Raw genomic sequence first — 21,666 nt, 5'->3', positions numbered from 1 at the left:
CGTGCCCCGGCGCGCGGGGCGCGGGAACGCCTCGGCTGTGCGAAGTTCCGTGCGCTGCATGCCCGTTGGGGCGGCCCACCCGCGAGGAACCCCACCCGCCGCACGCTCTTTGAGGTCGTCCGCCCGTGAAACCCCGTGCGCCGACCGCCCATTGAGGTCATCCATGCGCGAAACCCCGTGCGCTGCCTACCCGTTGAGGTCGTTCACCAGCACCGCCGCCCCGTCGAAGCGGCCCGCCTTCAGATCCGTCAGCGCGTCCGCGGCCCGCGAGAGCGGATAGGTGTGCGTGGTCGCGCGTACGTCGTGCCGGGCGGCCAGGTCGAGGAACTCCCTCGCATCCTCACGGGTGTTGGAGGTGACGCTGCGCAACTCCTTCTCGTAGAACAGCTCGTGCTCGTAGTCCAGGGGCGGTGTGTCGCTGAGGTGGATGCCCGCGACCGCGAGGACACCGCCCCGGTCGAGCGCGCGCAGCGCCACCGGCACGAGATCACCGACCGGCGCGAACAGGATCGCGCTGTCCAACGGTTCCGGCGGAGCCTCGTACGCGTCGCGCGCCGAGGCCGCCCCCAGCTCCAGCGCGAGCCGCCGCGCCGCCCTGCCCCGGGTCAGCACATGCACGGTGGCTCCCTCCGCGAGCGCCACCTGGGCGCACAGATGGGCGCTGCCCCCGAAGCCGTAGAGACCGAGGCGGCCGCCCGGCGGCAGGGAAGCCCGGCGCAGCGCGCGGTAGCCGATGATCCCGGCGCACAGCAGCGGGGCCAGCGCCACGTCGTCGAGGCCGGGCGGGAGTCGGTGGGCGAACGCGGCCGGTACGGTCGTGTACTCTGCGTAGCCGCCGTCGGCGTCCCAGCCGGTGTACTGGGAGTTCGGGCACAGGTTCTCGGCCCCGCGCAGGCAGTACGCGCAGGTGCCGTCGGTGTGCCGCAGCCACGCGACGCCCACCCGGTCACCGAGCGCGAAGCCGCTCACCCCGGTCCCGAACCCCGCCACTTCCCCGACGACCTCGTGCCCCGGCGTCACCCCCGGGCGGTGCACCGGCAGATCGCCCTCGGTGACATGCAGATCGGTGCGGCACACCCCGCACGCGCGCACGTGGACGAGCAGTTCGTGATCCCCAGGTACCGGCACCGGCTTCTCCACCAACCGGAGACCGCCCTCCTCGACGGGCCCCGGCTCGGTCACGGCCCACGCGCGCATCGTCCTCGCATCCGCCATGCGTCCAGTGTGGAACGGAACGCGACGTTCGGCGCGCGCCTCGCTCCCCGGGTGACTAGCGTGAGAATTCGGACAACCCGACCTATCGGAGAGGGCCGCGATCATGGCCGTACAACCTGAGGGAACCCCCTGTTGGGCCGACGCGATGTTCAGCGACGTGGAGGGGGCCAAGCGCTTCTACGGCGAGGTCCTCGGCTGGACCTTCGGCGACGCGTCGTCGGAGTACGGCAACTACACGCAGGCCTTCGTCGACGACAAGGCGGTCGCGGCCGTCGTACCGCCGATGCCCGGAGCGGAGGGGCAGTCGCAGTGGTGCCTGTACCTCGCGTCACCGGACGCGGCGGCCACCGCGGCGAAGATCCGGGAGAACGGCGGGCAGGTGCTGATGGAGCCGATGAAGGTCGGCGACTTCGGCACGATGTGCCTGGCCAGTGAGCCCAGCGGCGCCGTCTTCGGCGTGTGGCAGGGCGACGTCCACGAGGGCTTCGAGGCCGTGGGTGTACCCGGCGCCTACGCCTGGGCCGAGGTCTTCACCCGCGAGCCCGCGAAGGCGGACGCGTTCTTCGCGGCGGTCTTCCCGTACGCGCAGAAGCAGATGGACGGCGGTGACATGGACTACCGGATCTACGGCCTCGGCGATCAGCCGGTGCTGGGCCGGATGCAGATGGGCGACGAGTTCCCGCCCGAGGTGCCGTCGTACGTCAACGTGTATTTCACCGTGCCGAACTGCGACGAGGCCGTCGCCAAGGCCACCGAGCTCGGCGGCATCGTCCGCTTCGGCCCCATGGACAGCCCCTTCGGGCGGTTCGCGGCCCTGAGCGATCCGCAGGGCGCCTCGTTCACGGTGATCGACGTGACGACGACCAAGGGCGAGATGCCCACGAGCACGGACGTCTAGCCGAGGCCGTGCGTCAGCTCCCGTCGGCCGCCCACCAGGCGGGAGCGCAGGCCACGGCCGCGTCGACGAGGTCCTCCTTCGTGACGGAGGGGTCGTCGAGCCATGCCCTGATGGCTCCGGCGAAGCCGCGCGCCATGAACTGCGCGATCACGTGACGGTTGGCCTCGGGGAGTCCCGAGTGGTGGCCGTCGGCCATGAGGGCCAGCGTGTAGTCGCTGAAGTGGCGCACGAGCGCCTCGTACACACCGCTGTCCGCCGGGTCGTCGAGGGCGTGCCGGTATATCGGCAGGTACCGCTCGACGTGGTCGGCCACCTCCGCCGTGGCCAGGCGCAGCAGCTTGGGGGCCGGGTCGCCCTGTGCGCGGCGCTCGGCCTCCAGCAGGTGGCCGCGGTCCAGGTCGGCGCGGAGCACCTGGATGAGCAGGTCCAGCGGGGAGCTGTAGCGGTTGTAGAACGTGGCGCGGGTGACCCCGGCGCGGTCGGCCAGCTCCCCGATCGTGATCTGCGAGACGGGCCGCCGGCCGGCCAGCTCCACGATGGCTTCCTCGAAGGCCCGCGTCGTACGGGTGATGCGCGGATCGATCCGATCGCTCAGTGCTCTGCCCTCCCGGGGGTTCTCGTTGCACTCTGCCATGCCGAGTGATTTTATACACATGTCAAATAGTGCGGCGAAAGGAACGGTCATGACCTCGCACACCGAGATCTCGCCCCGGGAAGCCGCCGACCGGCTGGCCATCCGCGAGCTGATCGACGCCTACGCGCACTGCGCGGACCGGCGCGACGCCAAGGGGCAGATGAGCCTGTTCACCGAGGACACCCGCTTCCTGGTGTTCATGGACGCCATGGCCGCCGAGCCGACGCAGACCCTGCACGGGCGCGAGTCCCTCGCCCCGGTCTTCGACAACCTCAACACCTACCGGGCGACCACCCACTTCAACGGCCAGAGCACCGTCACCCTGGACGGCGACGACCGGGCGACGGGCGAGAGCTACTGCATCGCCCATCACATCGGGGTCGACGACTCCGGGCGGCGCACGCTGATGATCGCCTCCATCCGCTACCTCGACGAGTTCACCAAACTGGACGGCGACTGGTACTTCGCCGAACGCCGGCTGATGGTCGACTGGACCGAGACGCGCCCCTCGACGCCGTGACACCGGTGTGCGGTCAAGTGGCCGGTTCTTCCTCGTAGTTGGCCACGCGGTTGGCCACGGCGACTCCCCAGGGGATGCCGAAGAGCAGGACGAGCGCCAGGCCGAGGACGAGGGGTGCCGGGCGCAGGGCGCCGACGCCCACGCACAGGACGGCCATGGTGACGCAGGTGCGGGCCAGGGGGCGGTAGAGCCCGAGGTTCTCGCTCCACGCGCGCGTGGAGGCCGCGAGCGCCATCGTGGCGCAGAGGACGACGGCAGCGCCCCCGCAGAGCACCCAGGCCGTCGCCGCGGGGGTCCGGCTGTCGTGGGCGTGCTCGACGAGACCGACCATCGCGGCGCCCATGGCGGCCACCGCGGCCGTGATCGGCAGGTGGACCACCATCCACTGCAGGGCGCACGCGCGCGTGGGCCGTGGCAGCCGGTGTCCGGCGAAGTCGAAGTAGGTCCACCACGCGCCGAATCCGACGACGACGGCCACCAGTCCTACGGCAAGGGTGAGCGCGTTGGTCGGCTCGTGGGCCAGTCCGTCGACCACCCCGGTCACGTTCTCGCCGAGCACGATGATGATGAACAGGCCGAACCGTTCGGTGAGCGCGTCGGTCACGCTGAGCGCGACCACCTGTTCCGGGATGGCCCTCCCGATCACGAGCACGAACCCCGCCAGGTAGACGACGGCCAGCGCGCCCCACGTCAGCACGCGGGCGTCCGCGGGCAGGGCCGCGCTCGCCGCCAGCACGACAGCGCAGGCCGCCGTCCCCGTCACGTACAGCATGCTGGGGCGCCGGAACTCGGGGGTGTCGCTGCGCGAGGCGAGCAGCCACAGCAGTGCCAGGACCGCGAACAGCACCCCCGCGTCGACGGCGAACGCGGCACCGCGCTCGTCGCCCGCCCCGGGGATGAACGCGCCCAGCGGGACGAGCACGAGGATCTGCAGCAGGAACATGCTCCGGCCGCGGGCGTCCTCGTGCCCGTGCAGTTCGTGGTGCAGGCTGCCGTTCAGCCAGGCGATCCACACCAGCGCGAACACCGCGGCGAACAGGCCCAGTCCGCGCCAGTCGAGCTCCCCGGACAGATGGTGGGCGGCCTGCGCGACCAGTACGACCACGACGAGGTCGTAGAAGAGTTCCAGCGGTCCGACCACCCGCTCGCGCGGCTGCTCGCCATGGGGGCGCGGGGGCCGCCACAAGTGGTGGCGCACCCGGGCCCATTGCTCTTGTCGCGAGGTCATGCGCGCAGCGTAGAGGGCTAGCGGACGAGATCTTCGGACACGGTCCACAGGCGGGCCGCGTTGTCCCGGTCGAGGGCGTACGGCGCGACGCCGGCGACTGCACCGGCCCGCTCGGTGACCGGCTCGGACCGGGCGCAGTCCTCGAAATAGGCGCCGGTTACTCCCTGCACGGTCGGTGAAGCGGCCAGCAGGACCGAGGTCGCGGCACCCTGCTCCACCGACTTCTGCGGCGGCAGCGCGAGGTCGCCCGAGGCGATGAAGGCGGCCACCTGGTCCATGTCCATGTGCCGGGCCAGGGAGGTGTCCGCGATGTTGCCCGGCATCAGCGCGTTCGCGGTGATGCCGTCGCCGGCCCAACGCTCGGCGGCACCGACGGCGAACAGGGCGTTGGCGGTCTTCGACTGGCCGTAGGAGGTCCAGGGGTCGTAGGGGCGGAAGCGGTAGTCGAGGTCGTCGAAGACGACGGGGGAGAAGAGGTGGCCGATGGAGCTCACCGACACGACCCGCGCGCCGTTCGCGGCGGCGAGGGCCGCGTGGAGGCCGGTGGTGAGGGCGAAGTGGCCCAGGTGGTTGACGCCGAACTGCCATTCGCGGCCCTCGGGCGTGCGGGTCAGTTCGGGTGTGGCCATCACGCCGGCGTTGTTCACCAGGATGTGCAGCGGGCCCTGCCAGGCCGCCACGAACGCGGCGATCGTCGACCGGTCGGCCAGGTCGAGCCGCCCGACCGTCAACTGCCCGGATCCGGGCGGCAGTTCCTTCGCCAGGCGCTCGGCGACCTGGGCACCCGCGTCGGTGTTCCGGACGGCCAGGGTGACATCGGCACCCGCCGCGGCGAGCGCCCGGGCCGTCTCCACCCCGATCCCGGAACTGGCCCCGGTCACCACGGCACGGCGGCCGTGCAGGTCGACGCCGTCGATCACTTCGGCGGCGGTTGTGTCCGCACTGAACATCTGGAACCCCAAAAGGTGGACTAATTGACATCTGTATATTAGCAGTGGCCGTGAAAGCCGCCTCTCGAACAGGCCCCGCTCGCCGAGGTCGACGCCGAGCCCCTCGCGCGGCCATGGCATGATCGGGCGCATGCGTGAACGTGTGGTGGCCGCGTGCGACGGGGCTTCGAAAGGGAATCCCGGGCCGGCCGCCTGGGCGTGGGTCGTCTCGGACGACAAGGAGAGCCCGGCCCGCTGGGAGGCGGGACCGCTCGGCAAGGCCACCAACAACGTCGCCGAACTCACCGCGCTGGAGCGCCTGTTGACGGCGACCGCACCGGACGTACCGCTGGAGATCCGCATGGACTCGCAGTACGCCATGAAGGCGGTCACCACCTGGCTGCCCGGCTGGAAGCGCAACGGCTGGAAGACCTCCGGCGGAAAGCCCGTCGCCAACCAGGAGTTGGTCGTCCGCATCGACGAACTCCTCGACGGCCGCTCGGTCGAGTTCCGCTACGTCCCCGCCCACCAGGTCGACGGCGACCCGCTGAACGACTTCGCCGACCGCGCGGCCAGCCAGGCGGCCATCGTCCAGGAGCCCGCGGGCAGCGACCTCGGCTCCCCGGCACCGCCCCCCTCGCCCGACACCCCGAAGAAGCCCGCCCGCGCGGGCGGCGCCAAGTCGGCCCGGAAGAGCGCGAGTTCGGCCTCCCGCACGATCAAGGCCAAGTTCCCCGGCCGCTGCCTGTGCGGTCGCGCCTACGCGGCGGGCGACCCCATCAGCAAGAACCCCAAGGGCTGGGGCCACCTGGAGTGCGCCACGGCCGAGGCGTAAGCCCTTCGCCTGCTCGACGCGTCCCATCGGTCCTCGGGTCCCGAGGCCGATGGGACTTTCTTGTGTCTCCAGCCTGCTACTCTGCGGTTCCACTTGACCACTTTGAGTAATCCCCAGGGGTGTGCGCGTGAAGGTCGCCTGTGTCGGAGGCGGGCCCGCCGGTCTGTATCTCTCCATCCTGCTGAAGCGTCAGGACCCGTCCCACGACATCACCGTCTACGAGCGCAACGCCGAGGGCTCGACGTACGGCTGGGGTGTCACCTACTGGCGCGGCCTGCTCGACCAACTCCGGGAGTGCGACCCGGAGTCCGCGCGGGCCGTCGACGAGCACTCGGTGCGCTGGAGCGACGGCGTCGCCCGCATCCGGGACCTGACGACCACTCAACCCGGGGACGAGGGCCACGGCATCGGCCGCCATCGACTCCTCAAGATCCTCGCCGAACGGGCCCGATCCCTGGGCGTGCGGCTGGAGTTCGAGTGCGAGGTGACCGCCGACGACCTGCCCGACGCGGATCTGATCGTGGCCGCCGACGGCGTCAACAGCGCGCTGCGCACCCGCCACGCCGACCACTTCGGCGCCGAACTCAAGCCCGGCCGCAACCAGTACATCTGGCTCGGCACCAGCAAGGTCTTCGGCTCCTTCACCTTCGCCTTCGTGGAGAGTGACCACGGCTGGATCTGGTGCTACGGCTACGCGTTCGGCCCCGAGGGCAGCACCTGCGTCATCGAGTGCGCACCCGAGACCTGGACCGGCCTGGGCCTCGACACCGCGGCCGAGGCCGACGGACTCGCCCTGCTGGAGAAGCTCTTCGCCGACCTCCTCGACGGCCACTCCCTGATCGGCCGCGCCTCGGCCGACGGCAGTGCCCAGTGGCTGAACTTCCGCACGCTGACCAACCGCACCTGGCACCGCGACAACCTCGTCCTGCTCGGCGACGCCGCCCACACCACCCACTACTCCATCGGCGCCGGTACCACCCTCGCCCTGGAGGACGCCATCGCGCTCGCGGACGCCCTGCGCGACCACACCGAGCTGCCGCAGGCCCTCGGCGCCTACGAACAGCGCCGTAGATCCGCCCTGTTGTCCATCCAGAGCGCGGCCCGCTACAGCGCCCAGTGGTACGAGAACCTCCAGCGCTACATCCACCTGCCCCCGCACCGGATGTTCGCCCTGCTCGGCCAGCGCCACTCGCCCCTGCTGCCGTACGTCCCGCCGCAGGTCTACTACGGCATCGACAAGGCGGCCGGGCGGCTGGAGGCGCTGCGCCGGTTCAAGCGGTGGCTCGGGCCCAAGGTCGCGCGGACCGTGCACGCGCGGGCGCTCGCCTCGCGCAAGTAGGGCACCCTGCGGGAGCGGTCCGGCTTCCGCGAGCGGTCTGGGAAGGTTGGGTGAATGACTATTCACCAGTTAGGGTGAATAGTCATTCACCTTCTTTTTTCATGCCAGCTGGAGTGCCCATGGGCCAGCCCGTCCCGATACCCGACCCGTCCGGCGGCCTCGCCGGGCGGACCCCCTTCCGGGACCGGCTCACCGTTCCGGTGCTGGCGTTCGGCGGGATCCTCATGGCGGTCATGCAGACCGTGGTCGTCCCGCTGCTGCCATCCCTGCCCCGGCTGACCCACTCCTCCGCGGGCGCCGTCTCCTGGATGGTCACCGCGACCCTGCTCTCCGGCGCCGTCCTCACCCCCGTGCTCGGCCGGGCCGGCGACATGTACGGCAAGCGGCGGGTCCTGACCGGCGCCTTGAGCCTGATGACCGTCGGCTCGGTCATGTGCGCCCTGTCCTCGGACATCCGCGTCCTGATCTTCGCCCGCGCCCTGCAAGGCGCCGCGGCCGCCGTGGTCCCCCTGTCGATCAGCATCCTGCGCGACGAACTGCCCCCCGAACGCCGGGGCAGCGCCGTCGCGTTGATGAGTTCCACGGTCGGCATCGGTGCCGCGCTCGGACTGCCGCTCGCGGCGCTGATCGTGCAGTACGCCAACTGGCACGTCATGTTCTGGGCGACCAGCGCCCTCGGCGCGATCGGCGTGTGGGGGATCTGGTGGGCGGTGCGCGAGTCGCCCGTCCGTGAGCCGGGCCGCTTCGACGTGCTCGGCACGCTGGGACTCGCCGCAGGACTGGTGTCTCTGCTGCTCGGGGTGTCGCAGGGCGGTCAGTGGGGGTGGGGCAGTCCGCGGATCCTGGGGTTGTTCCTCGCCACGGTCGTCGTGTTCGGGCTGTGGTGGTGGCACCAACTCCGCGTGGAACAGCCGTTGGTGGACCTTCGGTTGGTGTCCAAGCCGCGGGTGGGCCTGTCGCATGTGGCGGCCCTGCTGACCGGCTTCGCGTTCTACGCCAACTCGCTCGTCACCGCCCAGCTGGTGCAGGCGCCCAAGGCCACCGGGTACGGGCTCGGGCTGTCCATCGTCCAGACCGGGCTGTGCCTGCTGCCCGGCGGCATCACCATGCTGCTGCTCTCGCCCGTCTCGGCCCGGATCTCGGCGGCCCGCGGTCCGCGCATCACGCTCGCGCTCGGCGCCGCGATCATCGCGCTCGGCTATGTGGTGCGCATCGCCGACAGCCGTGACCTGTGGACGATCATCCTCGGCGCGACCGTCGTGGCCACCGGTACGACCTTCGCCTACTCGGCGCTGCCCACGCTCATCCTGCGCGCCGTCCCGGCCGGCCAGACCGCGTCCGCGAACGGTGTCAACGTGCTGATGCGCACCATCGGCCAGGCCGTCTCCAGCGCCGTGGTGGCCGCCGTGCTGGTGCACCACACCAGCCTGGTCGGCGGGCTCCCGCTGCCCACGCTGCACGGATACCTGATGGCGTTCGGCATCGCGGGCGTGATCGCCCTGGTCGCGAGCGCGGCGGCACTGACCATCCCGGGCGACCCGACGTCCGACGACACGCGGCTCGCACGCGAGCGTGCCGAGGGTACGCGGGACGAGGCGTTGGAGGGAGCATGAGTGCCGTGAGCACCACTCCACCCACCGCGTCCCCGCCCGCACGCCGGGACGCCGAGGCGACCAAGGCGGCCATCCTCAGGGCCGCCCGCTACCTCCTCGCGCGCAACGCGCACGCCGACATCACCCTCAAGGCCGTCGCCGAACGGGCCGGTGTCAGCGCGCCGTTGATCCTCAAGTACTTCGGCAACAAGGACGCCCTCTTCGCCCGCGTCATGTCCTTCGAGACCGACGCGGACGACCTCCTCGACGCCCCGCTAGACGACCTCGGCCGCCACATGGTCCGGCACGTCCTGGTCAGCCAGCGCGAGCGGGGCGCCGACCCGCTGCTGCGGATCGCGTTCGCACCACTGCAGGGCGACAGCGGCGACATCCTGCGCGTCAACTTCCGCGCCCAGGTGGTCGATCGCCTCGCCGGGCGCCTCTCCGGCCCCGACACAGCCCTGCGCGCCGAACTCGCCGTCGCGACCATCCTCGGCCTCGGCGTCATGTTCGGCATCGCGCGGGGCACCGAGCTGCGAGCGACCGCCGTCGACACCGTCGTGGAACGCTACGGACCCACCGTGCAGGCCCAGTTGACGCCCTAGGCGTAGTGGCGGGCCTTGCGGTACTGCCGGACCAGGACCCGCAAGGAGGCGAGAGCGGCCGGGCTCGCCCCGCGCCGCAGGAGCCTCCCGCCCTCGCGGCGCACCGCGCGGAGCCGCAGTTCCTGGACGGCGATCAGGGCGTCGAGGAACGGCCGGTACCCGGGCGCGACGAGCGCGGGCAGCCGCCGGCCCTCCGTGAGCGTGGCCTCCGCGAGATCGGCCTGCGCCAGCACCAGCCGCTCCAACGCGGGTTCGCACGCTGCTGACTTGCTCCGCAGATCCTCGAACTTCAGCCCGTACCGGACCAGTTCGTCCTCCGGGATGCCGATCCGGCCGTCCTCGGCGTCCTCCGCGAGATCGGCCAGGAAGTCGGCGCGCTGCAAGCCCTCGATCAGCGCCCGGCACCCCCGGACGTAGGGATCGCCGGGTCCGGCGTCGGGGTCGGGCGCGAGCAGCGACGCGGTGAGCATCAGGGCGGGCAGCGCGTAACTGTCCACGTACGCCTGGAAGTCGGCCTCCGTCGCGAAGCCGGTCCAACTCGCCTCGACCGTGGCCCCGTCGAGGAAGGCACGCACCCGGGCGGCCAGGTACGGGTGACGGCGTGTGGTGTCCCGGAGCGCCAACAGGGTGTCCTGGTCCGGCAGTTCACCGCTCTCAAGGGCCGCCGTGGTCTCGGCGTCCCAGGACGCGAGGGTCGCCGTGCGGACGTCCACGTCACCGGTGTCGATCAGTTCGTCGGTCGCGTGCATGTAGGCCACCGCGGCGACGGCCGACGGATGCAGCTCCGCCGGCAACAGCAGCCGTACCGCCGTGTATTCGTGCGGCGCGAACCTGCGGACGAGCCGGCGTTGGGCGTCGTAGGCACGCCGTAGTCGCGGGTCGGTGATGCCCGCCTTCGTCAGTGCGGTCGACCAGCTGCTCACAACTCTCCCCGTTCTCAAGGACCGGGCACAGCCTAGCCATCCGGCTCCGTACGTGATCACTGGGAGAGGCTCCAGGTGTACTGCTCACGAGCCTTCAGCCCGACCTCGCTCCGCAGGTGGTGCGCGCGCTCGGCCACCAGGCCGCGGGCGGCAGCGGCGAAAGCCGCCCGGTCGGGGTGGCCGGTCTTCCGGAGCAGGCTCGCCACATGCTTCTCCACGGTCCGCGGCGAGATGTGCAGCCAGTAGGCGATGTCCTTGTTGCCGATCCGCTCGGCGAGCAGGCGCGCCACTTCGAACTCCCGGACGGTGACCCCGTACCGGCGCAGATCCGGCGGTACGTTCTCGGTCCCCGTACGCCGCTGCCGGACCGACGCACCCATGCCGCGCAACAGGCTCCGGCACGCGCCGGCGACCGCCGGAATCCCGGCCGTGTGAAAGTACTCCTCCGCCGCACGTACCCAGTCGACGGGCTCACCCCAGCCGTCCTCGTACGCCGACCGCGCGACCAGGCGCAGGCACAGGTTGCGGGCCACGGGGTAGAGCGCCGCGGCATCGAGGGCCGCGGTCGCGGCGACGGTCGCTTCGGCGGCCCTGCCCTCGCGGCCCAGCAGCACCGCGTGGGCCAACCCGACGAACTGCCGGTTCCAGCGGGTGCCGCCGGCGGCCCGGGTGACGTCGGCGTGATGCTGTCGGCCCACGCGCCCGGCGAGCACACCCCGCAGCAGCATGACGCCGTGCATGCCGGACACCCCGAACTCGCCGACCCCCGGGTTCTCCCTGTCGTACGCGAGCGCCTGCGCGAACTCGTGCTCGGCGGCGTCGTGGTTCTCCTCCAGAAGCGAGCAGAACGCCCGCGCCAGGCCGTACGACATCGGTCGCGCACCGGGAGCGTCGTCGACGCAGGGGGCCAGCCGGTCCAGCGCCTCCCGCATCTCGGCGCGCCGCCCCTGGTGTGCGTACCGCACGGCCTCGGTCAGCCGCAGCAGGGACACGACCGGGCGCAGCCGAAGTCGCGTCGCGTCGGCCAGCCCGTCGTGGATCCGGTGGCCGGCCGCCTCGAACTCGCCGCGTCGGACCTGGTCCAGCGCGAGGACGCACCCGGTCTCGTGCGCCAGTGGCAGCACACCGATCCGCAGGGCCTGCTGCCGGGCCTCCTCGAGCCGGGCCGGCCGTCCGTCGCGCCGCATCGCGATGTGGGCCAGGTGCACCTCGGCGGACACCCGCAGGTCGGGGAGCTGGTTCCGGTCGGCGATCGCACCGGCGCGCGCGAAGTGCGCCGCGGCGGCTTCCGCGTCCTGCTCCGGGGCCAACTGTCCGAGCAGCAACAGCGCCCTGCCGAGTACGCCCGGCAGGGCGGCCTGCTCCGCCGCGTCCGCCGCCCGGCGGGCGTGTTCGGCGGCCGTGCGCAGCCGGTCGGGCGCGGGTCGGCTCAGCTCCACGCGGGCCGCGGCCAGGTCCACGGGGGCGGTGTGCGCGCCGGTCGGGGAGGTGCCGAGCAGCCGGCGGGCGACGTCGAGATGCCGGAGCGCCTCGGCGGGCAGGCCCGCAGACGCGGTGACATCGGCCAGCTGTGCGTACAGGCCGGCCCGGCGCGCGGCGGGAACGTCGTGGTCGCCCAGCGCTTCGAGGCCGGCGGCCAGACCGGGTACGGCGTCGAACCGGGCCGAACGGGAGACGCAGTGCAGGAGCAGCTCCAGCACCGTGGCACGCAGCTCGGGCGCGAGCCCGGCATCGGTCGCCCGGTGCGCCCGGGTGAGCAGTGCCACCGCCCGTTCCATCGCGCCCTCGGCCATGGCCCGCCGCCCCGCCTCGCAGTAGAGCGGGACGGCTTCGTGGACGTCACCGGCATGCCCGAACAGTTCGGCGGCGTGGACGCACCACTCGCCGGGCAGTCCCGGGTGGAGGCCGATCAGGGTGTTCGCCGCCCGGCGGGCGTACGCGGTGCGCTCCGTCGGACCGAGGTCCTCCCGCAGCACCTGCGCGGCGAACCGGGGCCGGAACACGTACCACTCCGGACTCGACTCGTCCGGCTGGAGCAGGTACGAGGCGACCCCCGCGTGCAGGAACCTCAGCAGTTCCCGATCGTCGCACCCGATCGCATGCTGCAGCACCGGCAGCGGGAAGCGCTGCCCGAGGAGGGCCGCGATGCCCAGGATCCCGCGTGCGCGGGGGCCGAGCCGCTCGGTCCTGTGCCTGACACTGCGGGCGACCGCGGCGGGGACGGAGGGTCTCGGGGAGCCGTCGTGGGCGGGGCGGGCCAGGTCATGGAGGAGTTCCTCCACCACCAGCGGGACCCCGGCGCTGTCGGCCGCCACACGGTCGACCAGTTCGGCCGTGACCTCGCCCGGGCCGGATCCCCACGCGGCCACGACAAGGGCGTGCACGTCCGGGCGGCCCAGAGGACGCAGTTCGAGGGTCGACGCGGCCCCCCGCTGCCGCGCCCGGGCGGCCAGCTCGGTCGCCACGCAGGGCTCACGCCCGGCGATGAGCAGGAGCACGGCAGGCTGCTCCGCGAGGTTGTCGAGGACGTACTCGAGGACCGCCAGCGTCTCTGTGTCCGCGTCGTGCAGGTCGTCGAGTACGAGCAGGCACCCGTGCCGTCGTCCCGCCACGGTGAGGACGCGCAGGACCGTCTCGGCGACCATGAGGTGCGACACGGGGGCGTCGCCGAGAACGCGGCTCCCGGGCAGCAGGTGAGCCAACACCGGCCCGTAGGGGCCCAGTTCGTCCGGTCCCGGTAGCAGGCCGGCCCGGGACAGGGAGAGCAACGCCTCGACCAGCGGACGGTACGGCACGACCGACCCGACCGTACCGGCCCGGCCCCGTGCGGTGATCATGCCCGCTTCGGCAGCGGCGTCGAGAGCCTCGACGGCGAGCCGCGTCTTGCCGATGCCGGGCTCGCCGGTGACGAAGACCGCGCCGCCACGTCCCGAGCGCGCGGCGGCCAGCGCCGTCAGGATCTGCTCCATCTCGGTCCGCCGACCGACGAACTCGCCGCGGGACCGGGGCGGGGCCTTCGCGCCGCCCCCGTCCGAGGACGGCGGCCGGGAGTCCAGCAAGTCGGGGGACGCGAAGTGGTGTGCGTACGGCTTCCTCACGCGCCACTCTCCGTACAGGGCGCCGAGGACAACGGGACCGAACCGACCGGCGAAGGTGCTTGCCGTCCGCTGCGGCGACGGGCGTCCCCGTCCACCGCCGGCACCGCTGACTCATCCGTCACGTAGCTGACCCCGTGGCATCCCCGTGTGCGCATCAACATTCCCCCGATGTCGAGTCGTTCGCGGTCAGCGTGATTCAGCGTCATCAGCCTGTCACGTCAGGTTCCGTTCAGCGGACCGGATCCGGCTCTCCAGCCCGGGGAAAACGGCTCACGTTACCGGCTCCGGCGACCCAGGACACGGGGCAGGACCACCACCATTCGCGCCGGTCGGGCGCGCGGGTTCCTGGGGGCGGCGCACGCGAAATACGGGTCCCGTTCCCTGATGCACGCGTCCGACACGCGCCGTTGACTGGCCCAGCCGACCGGTCGGTACCCGTTCCGTCTCCGGAGCGCGTCAACGCGCTCCCGACCACCGAGGAAGTGATCCTGATGAGCGTTCTGAAGCTGCAGACGATCGAGCCGCGGACCGAGAACAGCAGCGCCGTGGTGCTGAGCATCACCAGCAGCCTGAGCAGCACCTGCTGCAGGGCAGCAGCCTGAGCGGTACCCGCTGCCGGTGATCTGACGGCGTGAACCATGCGGGGAGTGCGTGCACCGCGCTCCGCATGGTTCACGCCGCCCCGGCGCGCCCTCATCAACCGCCCGCGACGGTTCCTCGGACAAACTGACAGAGGCAGACATGCTCAATGAACGATGGGTCTACCGCTTCCCCTTCTGCTGGAACGACACTCTGTTCTTCGATCCGCTCGACGTCTCCTACGAGCCGAAGCCCGACCACTTCCTCGCCTCCCTCGACGACCGGGTACGGTCACGATTCGTCCGCAAGGGCATCTGGTGGAGTTACCGGCACAACGCGAACCTGCCCGCGCAGGGGTGGAAGATCCATGTGTCGGCGAACCAGCGCAACGTGCGCGAGGTCGCCGCCAAGGTGGTCGGGTATCTGACCGAGCACGACATCGACTTCAAGATCGCTCTCGATCTCACCGTCTTCGAGATGCTGAGTTCGAAGGCCATCTCGCGGGGCAGCGGCGGCAAACTCGTCACTGTCTACCCGCAGGACGACGACGAGTTCCGGTCGTGTCTGGCCGACCTCGCCCGGGTCCTGGACGGCGCCGAGGGCCCGTACGTGCTGTCGGACCTCCGGTACCGCGACTGCAAGGCGCTCTACTTCCGGTACGGGCAGTTCCTGGACACCCACTCCGTCGACGTCCTGGGCCGGCCGGTGCCCCACATCACGGGGCCGGACGGGCCGGTCGCCGACGACCGGCGCCCCGGATATGCCCAGCCGTGGTGGGTGGCATGGCCGTTCACCGACTGGAAGCCGCCGACCGATTCCGATGAGGACGGCCTGCTCGCGGGCCGCTTCCGGGTGACCGGGGCGCTGCAGTTCTCCAACAGCGGTGGGGTGTACACCGCCGAGGACACGGCGAACGACGACCGTGTGGTCGTCCTCAAGGAAGCCCGCCCGCACACCAACGTCGACCCGCGTCAGGACCACGACGCCGTGGACATCCTCAACCGCGAGTGGGTGTTCCTGAACCGGTTGGCCGACGTCGGCTCGTTCCCCGCCCCGATCGCCACGTTCCGCCACTGGGAACACCACTTCATCGCGGAGGAGTTCGTCGAGGGCGCCGACATCCGCTCCATGCTGCTCGAACGCAACCCGCTCGCCCGACTCGGACCCGGCGGCGTCGCCCAGTCGCAGGAGTTCCTGCGCACCTTCCTCGCCGTCTTCCGAGGACTCGCGCGTGCGCTCCAGGCCGCCCACGACCGCAAGGTGATCCTCGGCGACTTCACCGCCGCGAACGTGCTCATCGACCCGGACACCCTGGAGGTCACCATCGTCGACCTCGAAACGTGCCGACTGACCGAGGCCGACCCGGAGCACGCGCACCTGGAGGCACCGGTCGAGTTGTACACACCGGGATTCAGCAACTTCCGGCGCCGCTTCGCCGCATCCGCCGTCGAGGACGACCTCTTCGGTCTGGCCATGACCATGGCCTACTTCATCTTCCCGGTCGCGGCGCTGTCGTACCTGCGCGAGGACATCCTGGACCGCTACCTGATCTTCACCGACAGCCTCGGCTGGCCGTCGCGGATCCACGAGCTGCTCACGGACCTGGCGCGGGCACGGGTCACCCTCACCGACGTGCTGGACGAACTGGAGCGCGAGGACGACCTGATCGACCGGGTCCGGGCCGTACCGCCGCGACCGGTCGTCGAGGAGCGGCTCGGCCTGGCGGAGACCGAGGCCGGGGTGGCCGCCTTCATCGACGCCGTCGCCGACACCGACCGTGCCACGCTCTTCCCCGTCGACCCGTTCGCGCACGTCACCAACCCCCTGAGCCTGGGCTTCGGGGCAAGCGGTGTCCTGTGGGCGCTGGACGCCTCCGGTGTCCCGCTCCGGCCCGAATGGCTGCGACGGTTGCGTGACGACCTGGCCGACATCGACCCGGCCCAGTATCCGGCCGGCCTTATGAACGGCCTGGCCGGCATCGCCTGGGCGGCCGACGCGCTCGGATTCCGCACGCGGGCCGCGGAGTTGCTGGCGCGGGCCAACCGGCGCGCACACGAGTCCGGCGACTACACCTTCTACTACGGCCTGGCGGGCGTGGGAATGACGAACCTGCGCTTCTATCTCCGGGACCGCGACGAACGCCACCTCGCCGCGGCGCGGGACTGCGCGCGGGCACTGCGCGAGGCCGCGCGGCACGACGGGGGCCGGGTCCACTGGCGGAACGAGTTCACGGCGGAGGTGCCGTTCACCGGGCTGGGGTTCGGCCAGGCCGGTGTCGCGATGTTCCTGCTGCGCATGCACCAGATCACCGGGGACGAGTGGTGTCTGCCCCTCGGCCGGGGTGCGCTGTCCTGGGAGATGGCCCACGCCGAGCGCCAGGACGACGGCAACGTCACGTTCGACCACCACGGCACCGCGGAACCCTATGTCGAGGTGGGTTCGGCGGGCGTCGCCCAAGTGCTGCTGCGCTACGGCGACCTGGAGTCCGCACGGACCGTCCTGCGCGCACTGGACGTCCGGCAGGCGGTACTGCCGGGGTACTCGTTCGGTATGTCCGGGATCGCCGACACTCTTCTCGACGCGGCCTCGATCACCGGCGACGCCGCTTACCGGGACATCGCACTGCGGCAACTCGACTTCGTGAGGCGGCTGTTCCTGTTCGAGCCGGACGAGCGGTTCGCGGTACCGCGACACGGCGACGCGGTGCCTCTGGGCTCGCCCGGCGACGGCCTGCTGCGTTGCTCCACCGACTACCTCACCGGCTCGGCCGGCATCCTGCGCGTGCTCCACCGCGCGAACCACGGCGGCAGTGCCGACTTCCTGCTGGACGAGGTGGCGCGGTGAAGGAGCTCTGGTACACGCTCAGAGGTCACCGGGCCCAGTTCTCGATGATCGTCGTGATCGAGGCGGCCCTGGGCGGGACCGAAGCACTGCTGCATCCCCTCCTGCTGAAGGCCCTGTTCGACCAGGCGATCCTGACCGGTCACTTCCACAGGTTCGTCCTACTGGCCGCCTGCTACCTCCTGCTCGGCTTCACACTGAGCCTCGGAGGCTACGGCGTGGCGCGGTGGCGCAAGTGGTTCGAGAACGCGTTCATGCTGACCCTGGAGATGGAGCTGCTGGACCGCGCGCTCGACCAGGACGGACGGCGGATGGCGGAGGCCGGCAACGCCTCCTTCGTCAGCCGGGTCCACAACGACGTCCAGGAGGGGGTCCTGCCCGCCGTCGACGTCTGCATCCGCATCGCGAAGCAGGCGGTCTCGTCCGTCGTCTTCATCGGTGTGCTGCTGTACCTGTCCTGGCAGGCCAGTCTCATCCTGCTCGTCATCGTGCCGCCGCTGGTGTACGTCAGCAACCGCTTCGCCAAGCGGATCGAGGACAACACCGAACCGGAACGCGAGGCGGAGGCGCGGTACGTCAACACGCTGTCCCGGACGCTGGAGTCCTTCCACGCACTGCGCGGCCTGCCGAGGCTGCTGCCCGGCACCCGGGCCGCCAACAAGAAGGCGCTGCGCGGGTTCCTCGGCATCACCTTCACCAACTTCCGGCTCACCCAGAAACAGAGCACGCTGAGCGACCTCGTCATGAACCTCTCTGACACCACTTCGATGATCATCGGGGCGTACTTCGTGTTCGTCGGCAGGATGTCGTTCGGCAGTTTTCTCGCCTTCGTGAACTCGCTCTGGCGGGCCGTCACCGGAATCTTCGACCTCGTCAACATGATCCCGCAGGCCCGCCGGAACACCGCCGTGCTCAGGCGGATCACCGCCCTGCGCGGCTCCGGGGCGTCGCCCTACCACGACGAGGGGCACATGGTGCTGGTGCACGCCGCCCGTGTCGGGTACAGCGACGGCGCGGACGTGTCGATCGAGGACTTCGAACTGGCCGCCGGCGAGCACGTCCTGCTCCGGGGCCCCAACGGCTGCGGCAAGACGACGCTCCTGCACATCATCTCCGGAACGCTCGCCCCCGACTGCGGGATGGTCACGCTGCCGACCCGGGTGGCAGCCCTGACCGCTCCGGTCAACCTGCCCCCGCTGCCCGTGCGTGAACTGGTCGCCGACGAGCGGCTGCGCACAGCCATGGGGCTGGACGGGCTGGCCGACCAACTCCCGTCAGAACTGTCGTCCGGCCAACGACAGCGGACCGGAGTCGCCGCGCTCCTGTGCGAGGACGCGGACGTGTACCTCGTCGACGAGCCGTTCGCGAACCTCGACGAGACCGGCAGGGACCTGGTGCTGCGGGCGCTCGAACAGCACACCCACGATCGCGGCCTCCTCGTGGTGCACCACGGCGACGAGGATCTCGACAGCCGGTTCGACCGCGTGGTCACCTTGTCCGCGGCTGCCGCGCACCCCTAACCGAACAGCCGGTCCAGGAAGGCGTTCCCGAACACCCCGTGCGGGTCCAGCCGGTCGAAGGTCCCGGCCGCCTGTCCCCACACCGTCTCCCCGAACGAGCCCGGGATCGCCGTGGCCAGCACCTCCTCGTCGCTCCACGCGGCCTGGTCGGTGTAGGCCCAGCCCTTCGACCACTCGACCCGGGTCAGCGCGTCCCTACCGTCGTACGAGCGCAGCAGGAACTGCTCCAACTCCCGCAGGAACTCCTCCGCGTACGGCGTGCCGGGCAGGGTCAGGACGTCCAGCCAGACCGCCGTGTCCCACTCGGGGTGCTCGGTGCTCGGCCGCAGCGCGGACAGCAACGGGGCGCGGGCGCCTGCCAGTTCCGTGTCAGCGGGGTGGTCGAGGCCGGTCACGCGGATCTCGACGGTGCCGTTGACGGGGAAGCGGCCGAGCGCGGCGTACGCGGTGAGCCGCTCCTGGTAGAAGTCGGTGAACTCGTGGACCACACGCTGTACTTGGGCCCGGGTGGTCAGCACCGCGTACCCGTTGGCGGTCTCGCGCAGGGTCGTCGGCTTGATGTAGAGCAGCGTGTTCTTCGACGGCCCCCAGATGTCCGCCGACAGCGTCGTCGTCAACCCCAGTGCCGCAGCGGCGAGTTGGGCGTTGCCGAGCACCGGCGCCAGATACCAGGCGGCATCGGACAGGATCCGCCCGACGAGATCCGCGACCAGGGTCGGCACGTTGTCGGAGAACGGGTAGTTGTACGGCGACGAGACGCGCCGCGAGGTCAACGGCTTCGTCGGTTCGACGCTCCACACCTTCAGCCAGGGGAACTCCGTGAACGCGAACCAGATCGCCTCGGCCCGCCCCGACGCGTTCAGGAAGCTCGCGAGGGTCCGCCCGCCGGACCCGGGCGCCGCGAACAACTCGGTGGCCGGGATGTCCGTACGGCTGACGCAGCGCAGGTTGGCGTTCGCCCCGACCCGCAGCACGACCTCGGTGACCAGTGACCGCCCCAGATGCGTGAGCAGCGCGGCGCAGTCCGCCTCGTCGCGGGTGTAGGTCCGCAGCACATACGCGCCGGTGTCCGTGTCCCACACCACCGCCGTCAGCGACAGCACCAGATTGCTGAGCGACCCGAAGGTGTGCCCGGCCGTGCGCTCCTCGTCGTTCGCGGGTACGGCGGTGCCGTGCGCGTCGATGGCCAGCGCGCCGCCGAGCGTCAGATCGCCGGGTGCCGGTGAGGCGGTGACACCAAGACCGTGGCCCTCCAGGAACGTGAGCAGCGCCTCTACGGTGGCACCCGTACCGGCCCGCACGGCCGAGGCGGAGTCCAGGGTCAGGCCGGTGAGGTGCGGGGCGGTGTCGACCAGCAGCACCGGCGCGTCGGACGCCGTACCGGACTCGATCGTCAGCGGTGACCAGCCGTGCGAGGAGCCGCGCGGGCGGACCCGCCAGCCGTGCTGCCAGGCCCAGTTGACGACCGACACCACCTGGTCGGCGTCGGTCGGCGCGCACGCCCACAGGCCGTCGGCGGTGATCTCGCCGACCCAGTTCCGGTACGCCGAGCGGTAGAGGTCGACATCGGCCGGGAAGTCGGGCAGCTCGGCCGCCGCGAGAGCCGGATCGGCCGTCAGGAGTACGGGCACGGCGGCCAGGGCGGCCGCGGAGAGGAGGAAGCCGCGACGGGTCCAGGGAGCGGAACTGCCGTTCCCCGGCTGGAGGTTGTTCGCCACATGATCGGTCACGCGCACACGCTAGGTGTCCGTTGACACGAGTAGGCATCCTGTCGAATGGGTTCACTCGTGTGAGTGAAAGATTCACAGGTCGCGGCCCGGCGGAGCCCGATCCGCGCAGGGTGGAGCCCGATCCGCGCATGTCAGTGGCGGATGACAGACTGACGGCATGGACGAACGTGTAATCGGCAGGTCGCATCAGCAGCTGTCCGTCGTCGGTCTCGGCACCTGGCAGCTGGGCGCCGACTGGGGAGACGTCGACGACAAGGAAGCCCTCGCCGTGCTGGAGGCGGCGGCGGAGTCGGGGGTGACCTTCTTCGACACGGCCGACGTGTACGGCGACGGGCGCAGCGAGCAGACCATCGCCACGTTTCTGAGCGGGCGGCCCGATCTGCATGTCCTGGTCGCGACGAAGATGGGCCGCCGCGTCGACCAGATCCCGGAGAACTACGTCCTGGACAACTTCCGCGCGTGGAACGACCGTTCGCGCCGCAACCTCGGTGTCGACCGCATCGACCTGGTGCAGCTGCACTGCCCGCCCACGCCGGTGTACTCCTCGGACGAGGTGTTCGACGCCCTCGACACCCTGGTCGCCGAGGAGCGCATCGCCCGGTACGGCGTCAGCGTGGAGACCTGCGAGGAAGCCCTCACCGCGATCGCCCGGCCGAACGTGACCAGCGTGCAGATCATCCTGAACGCGTTCCGGATGAAGCCCCTGCTCCAGGTGCTCCCGGCCGCCCAGGAGGCGGGCGTCGGCATCATCGCGCGCGTGCCGCTCGCGTCGGGCCTGCTGTCCGGCAAGTACACCAAGGACACGGTGTTCCCGGAGAACGACCACCGCACCTACAACCGGCACGGCGAGGCCTTCGACCAGGGCGAGACCTTCTCCGGCGTCGACTACACGACCGGTGTCGAGGCAGCCGCCGAGTTCTCCGCGCTCGCCCCGGAGGGGTACACCCCGGCCCAGCTGGCCCTGCGCTGGATCATCGACCAGCCCGGTGTCACCACGGTCATCCCCGGCGCCCGCTCACCCGAACAGGCCCGCGCGAACGCGGCGGCCGCCAAGCTGCCCGCCCTCTCCCCGGACACGCTCACCGCGATCCGGGACCTCTACGACCGCCGGATCAAGGACCAGGTGGAGAGCCGCTGGTAGGCCCCTGTCGCTGAGCGGTCCTCCGTTTGAAGGGTCGGC

17 protein-coding genes are annotated in these 21,666 nt (G+C 71.2%); 10 read left to right on the top strand and 7 right to left on the bottom strand.

The window, feature by feature from the left end:
- Positions 1 to 186: 186 nt before the first annotated feature.
- Positions 187 to 1,197, bottom strand: a complete 1,011-nt coding sequence (locus R2B38_RS49405) for a zinc-binding alcohol dehydrogenase family protein (protein ID WP_318023096.1) — start codon at positions 1,195 to 1,197, stop codon at positions 187 to 189.
- Between the two features lie 121 nt (positions 1,198 to 1,318).
- Between R2B38_RS49405 and R2B38_RS49400 the strand changes: the two genes are divergently transcribed.
- Positions 1,319 to 2,113, top strand: coding sequence for a VOC family protein (locus R2B38_RS49400; protein WP_318022746.1), 795 nt, complete (start codon positions 1,319 to 1,321; stop codon positions 2,111 to 2,113).
- 13 nt (positions 2,114 to 2,126) lie between these two features.
- Here R2B38_RS49400 and R2B38_RS49395 read toward each other — a convergent pair whose 3' ends face one another.
- The gene (locus R2B38_RS49395) at positions 2,127 to 2,747 is read right to left on the bottom strand and encodes a TetR/AcrR family transcriptional regulator (protein ID WP_318022745.1); all 621 of its coding nucleotides are present in this window, start codon (positions 2,745 to 2,747) and stop codon (positions 2,127 to 2,129) included.
- Between the two features lie 49 nt (positions 2,748 to 2,796).
- On the opposite strand from R2B38_RS49395, the gene R2B38_RS49390 reads away from it, so the two are divergent.
- Positions 2,797 to 3,267 (top strand): nuclear transport factor 2 family protein, encoded by a 471-nt coding sequence (locus R2B38_RS49390; RefSeq protein ID WP_318022744.1) that lies wholly within the window; start codon positions 2,797 to 2,799, stop codon positions 3,265 to 3,267.
- Positions 3,268 to 3,280: 13 nt separating this feature from the next.
- Here the strand turns inward: R2B38_RS49390 and R2B38_RS49385 are convergent, their stop codons facing one another.
- Both R2B38_RS49385 and R2B38_RS49380 read right to left on the bottom strand, forming a co-directional pair.
- Positions 3,281 to 4,495, bottom strand: a complete 1,215-nt coding sequence (locus tag R2B38_RS49385; protein WP_318022743.1) for a low temperature requirement protein A — start codon at positions 4,493 to 4,495, stop codon at positions 3,281 to 3,283.
- Positions 4,496 to 4,512: 17 nt separating this feature from the next.
- Positions 4,513 to 5,445 (bottom strand): SDR family NAD(P)-dependent oxidoreductase, encoded by a 933-nt coding sequence (locus R2B38_RS49380; protein ID WP_318022742.1) that lies wholly within the window; start codon positions 5,443 to 5,445, stop codon positions 4,513 to 4,515.
- A gap of 118 nt (positions 5,446 to 5,563) precedes the next feature.
- Between R2B38_RS49380 and R2B38_RS49375 the strand changes: the two genes are divergently transcribed.
- The 4 genes from R2B38_RS49375 to R2B38_RS49360 all read left to right on the top strand — a co-directional run bounded on the left by R2B38_RS49375 (position 5,564) and on the right by R2B38_RS49360 (position 9,795).
- A complete protein-coding gene (locus R2B38_RS49375; RefSeq protein ID WP_318022741.1) occupies positions 5,564 to 6,259 on the top strand; it encodes a ribonuclease H in 696 nt (231 codons plus the stop codon).
- Positions 6,260 to 6,386: 127 nt separating this feature from the next.
- Positions 6,387 to 7,598 (top strand): FAD-dependent monooxygenase, encoded by a 1,212-nt coding sequence (locus R2B38_RS49370; RefSeq protein ID WP_318022740.1) that lies wholly within the window; start codon positions 6,387 to 6,389, stop codon positions 7,596 to 7,598.
- A gap of 119 nt (positions 7,599 to 7,717) precedes the next feature.
- Positions 7,718 to 9,211, top strand: a complete 1,494-nt coding sequence (locus R2B38_RS49365; RefSeq protein WP_318022739.1) for an MFS transporter — start codon at positions 7,718 to 7,720, stop codon at positions 9,209 to 9,211.
- Entirely contained in the window at positions 9,208 to 9,795 is a 588-nt protein-coding gene (locus R2B38_RS49360) for a TetR family transcriptional regulator (RefSeq protein WP_318022738.1), read from the top strand. The genes R2B38_RS49365 and R2B38_RS49360 overlap by 4 nt, the downstream gene beginning before the upstream one ends.
- On the opposite strand, the gene R2B38_RS49355 is transcribed toward R2B38_RS49360, so the two are convergent.
- Together R2B38_RS49355 and R2B38_RS49350 are read right to left on the bottom strand one after the other, a co-directional pair.
- Complete coding sequence (locus R2B38_RS49355) at positions 9,792 to 10,718, bottom strand: squalene/phytoene synthase family protein (RefSeq protein WP_318022737.1); 927 nt, start codon at positions 10,716 to 10,718, stop codon at positions 9,792 to 9,794. The two genes, R2B38_RS49360 and R2B38_RS49355, sit on opposite strands and share 4 nt — an antisense overlap.
- 56 nt (positions 10,719 to 10,774) lie before the next feature.
- Positions 10,775 to 13,816, bottom strand: coding sequence for a helix-turn-helix transcriptional regulator (locus R2B38_RS49350; RefSeq protein ID WP_318022736.1), 3,042 nt, complete (start codon positions 13,814 to 13,816; stop codon positions 10,775 to 10,777).
- 491 nt (positions 13,817 to 14,307) lie between these two features.
- Between R2B38_RS49350 and R2B38_RS49345 the strand changes: the two genes are divergently transcribed.
- From R2B38_RS49345 to R2B38_RS49335, 3 genes are all read left to right on the top strand, one after another.
- Positions 14,308 to 14,418 (top strand): class III lanthipeptide, encoded by a 111-nt coding sequence (locus tag R2B38_RS49345; RefSeq protein WP_318022735.1) that lies wholly within the window; start codon positions 14,308 to 14,310, stop codon positions 14,416 to 14,418.
- Between the two features lie 139 nt (positions 14,419 to 14,557).
- The gene (gene lanKC / locus R2B38_RS49340) at positions 14,558 to 17,239 is read left to right on the top strand and encodes a class III lanthionine synthetase LanKC (protein WP_318022734.1); all 2,682 of its coding nucleotides are present in this window, start codon (positions 14,558 to 14,560) and stop codon (positions 17,237 to 17,239) included.
- Positions 17,236 to 18,756 (top strand): ABC transporter ATP-binding protein, encoded by a 1,521-nt coding sequence (locus tag R2B38_RS49335; protein WP_318022733.1) that lies wholly within the window; start codon positions 17,236 to 17,238, stop codon positions 18,754 to 18,756. The genes lanKC and R2B38_RS49335 overlap by 4 nt, the downstream gene beginning before the upstream one ends.
- Here R2B38_RS49335 and R2B38_RS49330 read toward each other — a convergent pair.
- Entirely contained in the window at positions 18,753 to 20,486 is a 1,734-nt protein-coding gene (locus R2B38_RS49330; RefSeq protein ID WP_411978635.1) for a cholesterol oxidase substrate-binding domain-containing protein, read from the bottom strand. The genes R2B38_RS49335 and R2B38_RS49330 overlap by 4 nt on opposite strands.
- 157 nt (positions 20,487 to 20,643) lie before the next feature.
- Between R2B38_RS49330 and R2B38_RS49325 the strand changes: the two genes are divergently transcribed.
- Positions 20,644 to 21,627 (top strand): aldo/keto reductase, encoded by a 984-nt coding sequence (locus tag R2B38_RS49325; protein WP_318022732.1) that lies wholly within the window; start codon positions 20,644 to 20,646, stop codon positions 21,625 to 21,627.
- Positions 21,628 to 21,666 lie beyond the last annotated feature (39 nt).

The organism is Streptomyces sp. N50 (genome assembly GCF_033335955.1).
In the GTDB taxonomy this organism is placed as follows: Bacteria; Actinomycetota; Actinomycetes; order Streptomycetales; family Streptomycetaceae; genus Streptomyces.
This window is presented reverse-complemented; position numbering and strand designations above follow the sequence as displayed.